Source organism: Ruegeria sp. BE9 (genome assembly GCF_056538765.1).
This window is the reverse complement of record NZ_JBQFTS010000001.1, coordinates 766314-777340: the sequence shown is the minus strand read 5'-3', so window position 1 is coordinate 777340 and position 11027 is coordinate 766314. Positions and strand designations below refer to the sequence as shown.

Below are 11027 nucleotides of genomic sequence, written 5' to 3'. Positions count from 1 at the left end.
GTGTTCCCGTTAGTTCACAAATGTTCTCAAAAAGTTCTTTACCGACTCAGCAAAATATGAGAACAAAAGGTCAACAAAGGATTAAAACCCTGACCGGAGGTGAGACTATGCTGACGCAGATCAAAACCACGCTGAGCCGTTCGCAATCGACAATTTTGCAGGATGCAGTGGGCGCCGTTTCTTTGGTCGTCATGCTCATGGTCGCACTTCACCTTCCAGGAGCGTTCTAACCCTTTCTGCCTGCGATCTCGTGCCGTTAATGCCGCGCTGTCATCCCCATTTCAGTCAAGGGTGACCTGCCTGTCCCAATTCCCTTGAGGGGCCTGCCTCGGCCCCGTGCGACTATCCGGACCCCACACGAGAAACGCATTGCCTGCCGCCGCCCTTTCCGCCCGGAAGGAGCGGCGGTTTTTTTACAACTGACCAGTTTTCATAATTTCCAGAATTGCAGATAACACTGAGTTCACTGCAACTGAGGCAAGGATCATCCCCATGACACGGCTAATGATGGCCGCGCCGGAGTGGCCGATCAACCGGATAATTGGCTCAGCAAGCAGCATCAGGACAAAAGCAATCGCGACCACTGACAGCATAACAAGGGCTGTAATCACCTGATCAGCGGCACTGAACCTGTTGTTATCCGTAAGGATAACGATCGCCAGCATAGCCCCGGGCGACGCCAGTGAAGGAACAGCCAAAGGAAAAATCGCAGGGTTATGCTTGTGAAATTTGTCGTCCTGATCATCTTCGGCTTCGCGCTGTTCAATTTCCTGCTTACTTTCACCAAAAATCATCGTCAGGGCGAAGAGAAACAGGATGATGCCTCCAGCGACCTGGAACGAGTTGAGACCGATATCCAGAGCCTCAATAAGCAACTGGCCAAAAACGAGAAAGAACAGCAGAATTCCTGCGCTGATCATAGAAGCTAACAGAGCCAACTTTCGCCGCGCGGCGACTTCAATCCCAGCCGTAACTGCAATAAAAACAGGGATGGTCCCGATTGGGTCAATGACCACCCAAAGGGTTACAAAGTGCTCAAGTAAATTGTTCAAACCAATCACTCCCCCCAATTTTCGCTGAGGTTAGACGGGTTTGACTAAGAAAGCCATGTTTAGGCGCAGTTGGCCTGCTCGGCTTGCTCCATAGCTTCGGCGGACGCGTCCAACGCCAAAAGGATAGACGCATGACGGTTTTTGTAGTCCCGAGCTGGCATGAGAACCTCTAGGCCATCAAACGGGGCATCCGGAGCGGGGCCGTCTTTCTTGAGCATTGCCGCCAACTGATCTCGCGCGGTTTCAATCTCGGCTCGAGTGGCACCGACAATCGCGTTGCCGACAACTGAGGCTGAAGCTTGTCCCAAGGCGCAAGCTTTTACGTCCTGACCAAAATCCGAGACTTTACCGTCTTTGACTTTGACATCCACCGTCACAGTGGAGCCGCAAAGAGGGGAACGTTTTTTAACAGTGGCATCCGGATTCTCAAGCCGGTCCAGGTGCGGGATATCTGCGGCCAGCGCAAGAATGCGGCCGGAATAGAGCTTTATCAGATCGTTCTCGCCGGACATGGCTTTCCCTCGTTGTCTGTTCCCCATACATAGTGGGCATCCACTGGGATGCAAAAGGTTTTTCTCATGTCCGCCACTGTCACGTTTGATCCGTTGTCACTCAAGTTTAACGAAGCAGGCCTGATCCCAGCCATTGCGCAGGATGAGGCTTCTGGAGAGGTTCTTATGATGGCGTGGATGAATGTCCAGGCCATTGAAAAAACGATTGAAACTGGTCGGGTCACCTATTGGTCCCGGTCGCGTCAGTCCTTTTGGATCAAGGGTGAAACCTCAGGTCACGTGCAGGAACTCGTGGACTTTCGTTTCGACTGCGACCGCGACTGCTTGTTGGTGATGGTTCGTCAGACGGGTGCCGCGTGCCACACAAATCGCCGTACTTGTTTTTACACTGCCGTTCGTGACGGGGAAGAAGTCGAACTGATGGCGCCGATGGATTAAGCTAGTCACAGGCCAACCATTGCTCGAATATCTGCCGGCGACGCACCTTCGGCCCGATACTTCGATATCGCCCGTGCGTCATCGCGCTTTGCAAGACGCTTTCCCTTATCGTCTCGGATAAGTTTGTGATGTAGGTATTGCGGGGTCGGCAGGCCAAGCAGTGCCTGCAGCAACACGTGGATGCGCGTGGCTTCAAACAGATCCTGACCTCGCACAACGTGGGTGATACCTTGTGCGGCGTCATCTAATACTACGGATAGATGATAGGACGTCCCCATATCTCTCCGAGACAAAACGACATCACCGATGGTCGTTACAAGCTCCTCTGGCGTGAATCCTATAAGGCCCGTTTCACCGTTTGGACCATGACCAAGCTCTTGGAAACTAGCGACGTTGTTGTTTCTAACATTGGGCTGAAACAAATTATGTGCATGTCGGGACGCCTGTGCGATGTCGAGCCTTAGCGGTAGATCCTTAGGCCTTGGACCATCAACAGAAAAACCATTGCTCGGCATTCCACGGCAGGTGCCAGGGTAAATAATCCCATCCGGTCCATGTAATGGTACGCCTTCCTGGGGCGCACTTGCCGCGGCTGCGATGTCCCTTCGGTTACACGTGCAAGGGTATAGCAAACCCAGCGCCCAAAGATTATCCAGCGCCACCTCGTATGATTTCAGTCGCTCCGATTGCCGCATTACCGGTTCGGGCCACTTAAGGCCCATCCACTTCAGGTCATCGAAAATCTGCTCTTCCCATTGCGCTCTAGATCGAGAGCGGTCGATGTCCTCAATCCGCAACAGGAATTCTCCGCCTTTTTCAGCGGCAAGATCATGAGCAAAAATTGCCGAATAAGCATGCCCTAGATGCAACGGGCCAGTGGGCGACGGCGCAAATCGAGTTCTAAATATCACGCTTTTTCAACAATATATACGTCAGACTTCATATCCACCCCGGGCAGATGGGGGCCATATTCCCGAAACAACAACCTTGCGGCGCCCATATCAAGCCAATCATTCAGTCTCATGGTGTAGGACTTGTCGGCAAGGGTATGATCATTAAAGGAAAACGCCAAAAGACCGTCACGCGGCAAAGCCCACATCAATAGGTCAAAAACCTTGGGGGGCGCGGCACCGACACCAATGACTCCGATCGCAGCTATGGCCTTGTACGCTCCTTCTTCCAAAGGGGCCGGGTCTGTGATCTCAAAAGTTGAGAGCTTGCGATAAACGCCTTTGGCCTCGGCCTCCTTTAACATTTGGGGCGTTGGATCAATCCCATCAATCACCTCGAAACCAACTGAGTTAAGCGCTCTGCCTGACAGACCGGTACCACATCCATAGTCCAAAATAGGCGTTTGTGGTTCCGGCATTTTTGACCAAAGTGCCTCAGCCACACGACTTGGTGTTGCATAACCATGGGATCCGACCTCGGCATCATACGACGATGCCCACTTCTGGTAATGCGCGCGCGTGGCTTCGGGAGTGTCTAAAGCGTAGGTATCTTTTAGGTATTTGTCGCCCATACCCTGATGTTAAGCCGCCAGAGCGGGATGCGTCCAGTCAGCAATGCTCCAACCAATTTGACCACTCGGTTTTGGCCCGATCCGTATAGGCCTTATATCGATCCTTTCGACCGCGCCGCCCTCCCTTTAAGCCGTCAACGGGCCGGAACAGCCCAAAGTTAACATTCATCGGTTGAAACGTCTTAGCCTCAGCGCCCCCGGTAATGTGGTGGATCAACGCGCCCATAGCACTGTCCTGCGGCACCTCGGGCAAAGAGCGGCCGAGTATCTCAGCGGCCGCCAGACGGCCAGCCAAGAGCCCCATTGCTGCACTTTCGACATATCCTTCGACGCCTGTAATCTGGCCGGCAAAGCGGATATTGGTTTTTGATTTCAGACGCATTTGCGAATCCAGCAAAGTCGGCGAGTTGATAAACGTATTACGATGAATGCCACCCAGTCTGGCGAAGCTTGCGTTTTCCAAACCCGGGATCATACGAAACACGTCTGTCTGCGCACCGTATTTCATCTTGGTTTGAAACCCGACGATGTTGAACAGAGTGCCCAGGGCGTTGTCCCGGCGCAATTGCACAACCGCATGCGGCTTCACGTCCGGTTGATGCGGGTTGGTCAGACCAACCGGTTTCATCGGACCATGACGCAGAGTTTCCCGTCCGCGTTCCGACATGACCTCAATCGGCAAGCAGCCGTCAAAGTATCCCGCGGTTTCACCTTCGTGGAATTCAGTTTTATCTGCGGCCAGCAGGGCATCAATGAATGCCTCGTACTGCTCGCGGTCCATTGGACAGTTCAGGTACGCGGTGCGCTCTTCCTCAGTCTCACCTTTATCATAGCGCGACTGCATCCAAGCTTTGCTCATATCGATGCTGTCAGCATAGACGATCGGGGCAATCGCATCGAAGAACGCGAGCGACTGCGCGCCTGTTTCATTTCGGATAGCTTCGCCCAAAGTGGCAGAGGTCAACGGACCGGTAGCAAAAATCCAATTTCCATCATCGGGCAGGTTGGTTACTTCTTCACCAGTCACCTCAATGCGCGGATGGGCGTGCAGTTTCGCAGTGACTGTTTCCGCAAAAGGGTCTCGGTCAACAGCCAGCGCACCACCTGCAGGAAGACGGTGCTCATCAGCGGTCGACATGATTAACCCGTTAGCCGCGCGCATTTCCCAATGCAGCAGACCCACTGCGTTCTGTTCATCGTCGTCGGACCGAAACGAGTTTGAGCAAACCATCTCGGCCAAATTGCCGGTCTGATGCGCAAAGGTTTCAACTTTTGGGCGCATTTCATGAATCACAACGTCCACGCCCATTTCCGCCGCCTGCCAGGCGGCCTCGGACCCGGCCATGCCGCCGCCCACGATATGCAATTTCTGTGTCATGCGATGCCACATAGGGCAGAGCACCATGCAACGCAACACGACTAGGCGACTTCTGTTTTTAAGGAGATCTTGGGGTCGCCGCTGCGGGAATGTCTATGCTGGTGAGAGAAACCGGCTTGGAGGGACCTTCCGCCCACGGCGACCCAAAAGTGTATCTAAGGCCGTGGCCTTGTCTCAGCTTTGCCACAGTGTTGCCCTTTTGAAAAGTGCTAAAATGAAAACAGTTGCTAAAAATGTAAGTTACAATCGCCCTATTGATGCCAATTTGGCGGTCTTTTTTCGATAAATGCAGATATCCCTTCTTCGGTATCTCGGTGCAGCATATTCTGTGCCATTACCTCACCGGTATAGGCATACGCTTGCTCAATCGGCATCTCCAACTGGTTGTAAAAGGCCTGCTTTCCGATTTTCACAGCCGAACCCAGCTTTGATGAAAGCTGCTCAGCCAACGCTGTGGTTTCGTGTTCCAAAAGCATTTCCGGGGCAACGCGATTGATCAACCCAAGCTCTTCGGCCTTTTCCGCAGTGATGAAATCGCCCGTCGTCAGCATCTCAAAAGCCCGCTTGCGCGGAATATTCCTGCTCAGTGCCACCATTGGGGTTGAGCAAAACAGCCCGATATTCACGCCATTCACGCCAAATCGCGTACCCTCGGCTGCAATCGCCAGATCACATGTCGCGACGAGCTGACACCCAGCGGCAGTTGCGATCCCGTGGACCTGAGCGATCACGGGTTGGGGCAGGGACCGGATCGACAACATCATATTCGCACATCTGCTGAATAGATCCTCAAAGTACGCCTTACCGCCGTCTTCAGATTGTCGCCCAGCTGTCATTTGCTTGAGGTCATGACCTGCGCAAAAAGCTTTCCCTTCCCCAGAAAGGACAACAGCCCGGATAGATGAGTCGTCTTTTAACGCATCAAATTCAGATTGAAGGGCGGCCAGCATCTCATCACTCAACGCGTTAAGACGCTCGGGTGCGTTCATTTTGAGCCGCGCGATGGCGCCAGTGTCGTTACGTTCCAGAATTGCCATCTTGCCCTCCGAAGTGATGTCGGGCCAACTCTAGGTCGGTAAACCGAGGAGGGAAAGTATGTCGTTGGTCATGAACCGGGAAGAGTTGATGGATTATATGAAACATATCTTTCCCCAAGTGCACCGGGACTTTTCCGTCGAAGAGTTGAACGAAGAATCAATCGTTATGCGCTTGATCGTTGAAGACAGGCACCTTCGCCCCGGTGGAACAGTGTCAGGCCCGTCAATGTTTGGATTGGCCGATGTATGCGTCTACGCCTTGATCCTCGCCCGTAAAGGTCGCCAGTCCCTTGCCGTTACAACGGGCTGCTCAATGGATTTCATGCGAAAGCCCGACGGTGCCAAGGACATGATTGCCCACTGCAAGCTCTTGAAGCTGGGCAAAACTCTTGCGGTCGGGGATGTCCTGATTTTTTCCGAAGGCTCTGAAAAGCCTGTCGCGCGCGCGACTATGACCTATTCACTGCCCCCCGAGGGGTCTGCCGCCGCAGCTTTTGGATAAAAAGAGGCCGGGTAAAAACCCGGCCAAGGAAGAGGTCCCGAAATGGGACTGGGGATTAACTAGTCATGCCAAAACGGGCGATTGACTTCGCGGCTGGCCTGATACCGTGTCAGCCCAACATCCTTGAGCAATCTGTCATCCAATCTCGACAAATTAATGCGGCTGCGTCGTTGGCGTTCCCACTTTGTGACCGTCGCCGCAAACCGCACGGCCAGCGCGGCGATCAGCGGCAGTCGGGGACTGTCGTTAAGCAGCATGAGGGCGGGGTTGTGCATTGCGCGTGTCATGTGGGATATCCTTTCAAATTGTATTGACACAAAGCTAATATGTTCGGTACATGTGTTTGATACATTCGAGATTGTGTCAAAATCAAAGGAAGAATTGTAATGGATACAATTTGGCCGGAAGCCCTTCCAAAATCCAAGGGACCCAAATACACCCTGGTGGCGGACACGATCCGAAAAGCGATAGATAACAAACTTCTAGAGGTCGGAACAAAACTGCCCCCGGTTCGCGAACTTGCGTATAGGTTACAAATCACTCCAGGCACAGTCGCGCGCGCATACACAATCCTCACGGATGAAGGTTTGCTACAAGCCGAGGTCGGACGTGGTACATTTGTCGCCCCGCCAAAGTCGCCAATTTTGGATGACGTGTGGGCTCGGCAGCTCCACCTTAGGGATGACAAATACGACGCTAATGTCAGCTTGTTCAGCCCTCGCTTGGCTGATGTAGGGCAGGTGGCCCTGATCCGAGAATGCCTACAGAAAGTGGCGCAGTCCGATCCCGGATTGTTTCTGAATTACCCCACGCGTGATGCGTACAAACCGATGCGTCAGTCGGTCGTGGAATGGCTGTCCGACTTGCCGCTTGGTCCGCTGTCGCATGATGACATTGTATTGACACATGGCGGTCAGAACGGACTCTGCCTCGTGTTTCAAACCATCCTGAAGGGGCCAAAACCAGTAGTGCTGGTCGAAGATCTGTCTTACGCGGGATTTCGGCGTGCTGGCGAATTGATGAGGGCCGAAGTCGTCGGTGTCAAAATGGACAAGTGGGGAGTGGACCCAAAGGCTATGGAGCATGTGTTACGCCAAACACCCGCTCAGGCCGTTTGTGTTTCTCCCGAGGTGCAAAATCCAACGGGATCCCATACCCCGCTGGAAAGACGCAAAGAGATTGTCGCCGTCGCGCGTCGATTTGATGTCCAGATCATCGAGGACGATTGCTATCGAATGGGCGACGCTCGTGAACCAAGCTATCGCGCACTGGCCCCCGAAAGAGGATGGCACGTTTCATCCATCTCAAAAGTTCTTACACCGGCGTTGCGCGTGGGTTTTGCCATAGCCCCCAGGGAACGAAGTGTAGATTTGCGGCGATCTGCAGAATACGGCTATTTCGGTCTGGCACAGCCTCTGGCGGAACTAACACGCTTACTCTTGTCCGATCCGCGCACCCGTCAAATTGCTCATGATGTGCGCGTACGGATGGGGGAATACGTTCGCGTTGCCGTCAACGCACTAGGGGGGTTTGACCTGAACTGGGCACCGGATGTTCCCTTTGTTTGGCTCAGCCTGCCGTCCGGTTGGCGCGCCGGGTCCTTTAGCCGAGCGGCCGAACGAGAGGGAATACAGTTACGTTCTGCCGATGAATTTGCACTCCGCGATGGTCGCGCACCCAATGCGGTGCGGATTGCGATGAACGGACACGTATCTCTAGAGAGGTTCGAAGATGCGATGCACAAGCTTCGGAAGCTTCTGGATAATCCCCCTGAGCAGATCAGCGTCTAAAGCTTTAACCTAACGGCTCGGGGTCCCCAAAAAACCCTGCCAGATGTGCAATTTTTCCTGCTCCATCCAGGCGGACAAAGTCGTGACCGGACACAACGATACTGCCATCCGGCAGGGCCATGTGCCAGGTAAAGTGAACGACGTCATGGTGGTACGTGGGCTTGCTGGTCAGCGAAACGCGACCTCCTGAGCTTTGCAAAACCTCGCCGATGTGGTTGCTGAGGTTAGTTCGACCAGTCACATCGGCTGTTGGATCCACATAACGACCGCCCTCTGCGAAACACATCTTAAGTAGTTCCAGGCGCTTATCTGAATTGGTTTCCTGCCAAGCCGCCCCGTATGCCTCGATCGTTTGGCGCCAATCATCCATGTCATTCCTCATATATCTAAAATGAAAAAGTTTGCTGATATTGTAGCGTACAGACGGAAACACAGATATCGAACCAAAAATACATGGGGTAAATTAATACCTATTTGCTAAGCTGTTGTTTTACTTTCATTTAAAAGCGTCAATCGGTGTTGACCTGTGCATCACACACCTCTAAATACGCTCCATCGAATTCGGGCCGCTCTGTCTTGGGGCGGTCTTTCACATCAAACAGGACTATCCTGCCATGAAAACCTTTTCTGCAACACCTGCAGACATCGACAAGAAATGGATCCTGATCGACGCCGAGGGCGTTGTTCTGGGCCGTCTTGCCTCGATCGTCGCCATGCGCCTGCGTGGCAAGCACAAAGCGTCGTTCACCCCGAACATGGACATGGGCGACAACGTCATCGTTATCAACGCTGACAAAATCCAGATGACCGGCAAGAAGCGCGAAGAGAACTTCTACTGGCACACTGGCCACCCGGGCGGCATCAAGTCGCGCACCAAGCAGCAGATTCTCGAGGGTGCACACCCTGAGCGCGTTGTGACTCAAGCGGTCAAGCGCATGCTGCCGGGCAACCGCCTGTCGCGTCAGCAAATGACCAACCTGCGCGTTTATGCTGGTGCCGAGCACCCGCACGAAGCCCAGGCCCCCGAAGTTCTGGACGTTAAGTCCATGAACAAGAAAAACACCCGGAGCTAATGACCGATGGCTGATCAGATCAATACTCTCGAAGAGCTGAGCGCCGTCGCAGGCGTTGAAACCGTGGCCGAAGAAGTCATCGTGCGTGAACCCGTACGTGACGAGCTGGGCCGCTCCTATGCCACCGGCAAGCGTAAAGACGCTGTTGCACGCGTTTGGATCAAGCCGGGCTCCGGCAAGGTCACCGTGAACGGCAAAGACCAGGACAAGTACTTTGCTCGTCCCGTTCTGCAGCTGATCCTGCGCCAGCCGTTCCAGGTTGCTGGTGTTGAAGGCGAGTTTGACGTTGTTGCAACCGTCAAAGGCGGTGGCCTGACCGGTCAAGCCGGTGCGGTTAAGCACGGTATCTCGAAAGCCCTGCAGCTGTACGATCCCAGCCTGCGTGGCGCCCTGAAAGCCGCTGGCTTCCTGACCCGCGACAGCCGCGTTGTGGAACGTAAGAAATACGGTAAGCGCAAAGCGCGTCGTTCGTTCCAGTTCTCGAAGCGTTAATTTGCCTCGAAAAACGAATTACAAAGGGCTCGCTTTTGCGAGCCCTTTTTTGTCGCGTTGATTATTCCTCGTAGACTAATTTCCAGGCGCCGTTTTCAACCAAACTGACGAATACAGTATCCGCGCCTTGGTGATCATCCGGACCATAGGTAATGTGATTGCCGACTAGGTCGTCCATGTAATCCAGTGACTCCATCGCAGCGATAAAGCTCTCATGAGTTAAGGCTGGACCTGCGGCCTCAAGCGCTTTGACCATCATCTCAGCCGCCGAGTACCCCAACATCGAAAAGCCAACAGGATCTTCACCAGTTGCGGCCTTGTACTCCGCGATAAAGGCCGCCGGTGCTGGTTCTTCTGCACGTGCCCAGAGATCCTGCCAAGACGCTGCAGCATAGAATCCGTCGGTAACACCACCGGGGACCTGCGCAACAACCGTCAGAAAACTCGCGGAAGTACCGAGGAATTTAACATCCGTCAGGCCCATCTTTTTTGCCGTTCCAACCACGGTGATCACCTGACGTACACCCAACGCCATTGAGACGATGTCGCAGCCTTCTTCCTTGAGCTTACTAAGAGATCCGACGAAATCCGTTTCATCAGGTTTGTGGGTCGTTTCAGCGCCGAATTCGATGCCAGCTTCTTCCGCACCGGCCTTGCTCCCTTCAAGGATTTCTTCCCCGAAATCCGTCGGAAGGTACATCGTGCAGACTTTTTGCGAACCGAACTGTTCGGCCAGATATTTCACACCAACCCGACTTTGATCGAAGTAGGTAGAGAAGGATGTGAACTTATTCTTTATGGGTTCTTGCAGCATCTGGCTGGAGGCCGTCAATGGCGCGACGTTCGGAATTCCCTTTGGGTCCAACAACTTGAAGCCCGCAAGATTCATCGGAGTTCCCAGCGATTGCAGCATGGCAAACGCCTTGTCACGGTTCAGAAGCTTGTTGTAGCCCTGCATAGCACGAGGCATCTGATAACCGTTGTCCTCCACCACATAGCGGATCATACGCCCATGCACGCCGCCATTAGCATTTACGCGGTCGAACACAACATTGGCGCCTTTGGTGGCCGGAACACCGACGGCTGCAAAGATACCGCTTAGGTCGTTGACTGAACCTATAACAATCTCATCATCCGTGACGCCTTGCGTTTCTGCCACAGCCAGCGTTGCAGACGCCGTAACAGCGGAAGCCGTCGCCAGCCTTTTCAACACGTTCCTCATGAGTTCTCC

General features: G+C 53.6%; 15 protein-coding genes. 6 read left to right on the top strand and 9 right to left on the bottom strand.

What is annotated here, in order from left to right; translation table 11 throughout:
- Nucleotides 1-107 precede the first annotated feature (107 nt).
- Complete coding sequence (locus ACR0EO_RS03795) at nt 108-230, top strand: hypothetical protein (protein ID WP_480687159.1); 123 nt, start codon at nt 108-110, stop codon at nt 228-230.
- Nucleotides 231-413: 183 nt separating this feature from the next.
- On the opposite strand, the gene ACR0EO_RS03790 is transcribed toward ACR0EO_RS03795, so the two are convergent.
- Nucleotides 414-1052, bottom strand: a complete 639-nt coding sequence (locus ACR0EO_RS03790) for a MarC family protein (protein ID WP_480687157.1) — start codon at nt 1050-1052, stop codon at nt 414-416.
- A 59-nt stretch (nt 1053-1111) separates the two neighbouring features.
- The gene (locus ACR0EO_RS03785) at nt 1112-1564 is read right to left on the bottom strand and encodes an iron-sulfur cluster assembly scaffold protein (protein WP_480687155.1); all 453 of its coding nucleotides are present in this window, start codon (nt 1562-1564) and stop codon (nt 1112-1114) included.
- 48 nt (nt 1565-1612) lie between these two features.
- Between ACR0EO_RS03785 and hisI the strand changes: the two genes are divergently transcribed.
- Nucleotides 1613-2002 (top strand): phosphoribosyl-AMP cyclohydrolase, encoded by a 390-nt coding sequence (gene hisI, locus ACR0EO_RS03780; protein WP_480687153.1) that lies wholly within the window; start codon nt 1613-1615, stop codon nt 2000-2002.
- Nucleotides 2003-2007: 5 nt separating this feature from the next.
- Here hisI and gluQRS read toward each other — a convergent pair whose 3' ends face one another.
- The 4 genes from gluQRS to ACR0EO_RS03760 form a co-directional block, all read right to left on the bottom strand.
- Complete coding sequence (gene gluQRS / locus ACR0EO_RS03775) at nt 2008-2913, bottom strand: tRNA glutamyl-Q(34) synthetase GluQRS (RefSeq protein ID WP_480687151.1); 906 nt, start codon at nt 2911-2913, stop codon at nt 2008-2010.
- The gene (locus ACR0EO_RS03770) at nt 2910-3524 is read right to left on the bottom strand and encodes a class I SAM-dependent DNA methyltransferase (RefSeq protein WP_480687149.1); all 615 of its coding nucleotides are present in this window, start codon (nt 3522-3524) and stop codon (nt 2910-2912) included. The genes gluQRS and ACR0EO_RS03770 overlap by 4 nt, the downstream gene beginning before the upstream one ends.
- A gap of 37 nt (nt 3525-3561) precedes the next feature.
- Nucleotides 3562-4902, bottom strand: a complete 1341-nt coding sequence (gene trmFO / locus ACR0EO_RS03765; protein WP_480687147.1) for a methylenetetrahydrofolate--tRNA-(uracil(54)-C(5))-methyltransferase (FADH(2)-oxidizing) TrmFO — start codon at nt 4900-4902, stop codon at nt 3562-3564.
- Between the two features lie 251 nt (nt 4903-5153).
- Nucleotides 5154-5939, bottom strand: a complete 786-nt coding sequence (locus tag ACR0EO_RS03760) for an enoyl-CoA hydratase (protein WP_480687145.1) — start codon at nt 5937-5939, stop codon at nt 5154-5156.
- 58 nt (nt 5940-5997) lie between these two features.
- Between ACR0EO_RS03760 and ACR0EO_RS03755 the strand changes: the two genes are divergently transcribed.
- Nucleotides 5998-6441 (top strand): PaaI family thioesterase, encoded by a 444-nt coding sequence (locus ACR0EO_RS03755; RefSeq protein ID WP_480687143.1) that lies wholly within the window; start codon nt 5998-6000, stop codon nt 6439-6441.
- 59 nt (nt 6442-6500) lie between these two features.
- Here ACR0EO_RS03755 and ACR0EO_RS03750 read toward each other — a convergent pair whose 3' ends face one another.
- On the bottom strand, nt 6501-6728 hold the full coding sequence (locus tag ACR0EO_RS03750; RefSeq protein ID WP_480687141.1) for a DUF1127 domain-containing protein: 228 nt from the start codon (nt 6726-6728) through the stop codon (nt 6501-6503).
- Nucleotides 6729-6827: 99 nt separating this feature from the next.
- On the opposite strand from ACR0EO_RS03750, the gene ACR0EO_RS03745 reads away from it, so the two are divergent.
- Nucleotides 6828-8231 (top strand): aminotransferase-like domain-containing protein, encoded by a 1404-nt coding sequence (locus ACR0EO_RS03745; protein WP_480687139.1) that lies wholly within the window; start codon nt 6828-6830, stop codon nt 8229-8231.
- Between the two features lie 4 nt (nt 8232-8235).
- On the opposite strand, the gene ACR0EO_RS03740 is transcribed toward ACR0EO_RS03745, so the two are convergent.
- On the bottom strand, nt 8236-8601 hold the full coding sequence (locus ACR0EO_RS03740) for a nuclear transport factor 2 family protein (RefSeq protein ID WP_480687137.1): 366 nt from the start codon (nt 8599-8601) through the stop codon (nt 8236-8238).
- A 244-nt stretch (nt 8602-8845) separates the two neighbouring features.
- Between ACR0EO_RS03740 and rplM the strand changes: the two genes are divergently transcribed.
- Complete coding sequence (rplM, locus tag ACR0EO_RS03735) at nt 8846-9304, top strand: 50S ribosomal protein L13 (RefSeq protein WP_170324880.1); 459 nt, start codon at nt 8846-8848, stop codon at nt 9302-9304.
- Nucleotides 9305-9310: 6 nt separating this feature from the next.
- Entirely contained in the window at nt 9311-9796 is a 486-nt protein-coding gene (gene rpsI, locus ACR0EO_RS03730) for a 30S ribosomal protein S9 (RefSeq protein ID WP_039535473.1), read from the top strand.
- A 61-nt stretch (nt 9797-9857) separates the two neighbouring features.
- Here rpsI and ACR0EO_RS03725 read toward each other — a convergent pair whose 3' ends face one another.
- Nucleotides 9858-11018 carry an ABC transporter substrate-binding protein gene (locus tag ACR0EO_RS03725; protein ID WP_480687135.1) on the bottom strand — a complete coding sequence of 387 codons (1161 nt, stop codon included), beginning with the start codon at nt 11016-11018 and terminating at the stop codon, nt 9858-9860.
- Nucleotides 11019-11027 lie beyond the last annotated feature (9 nt).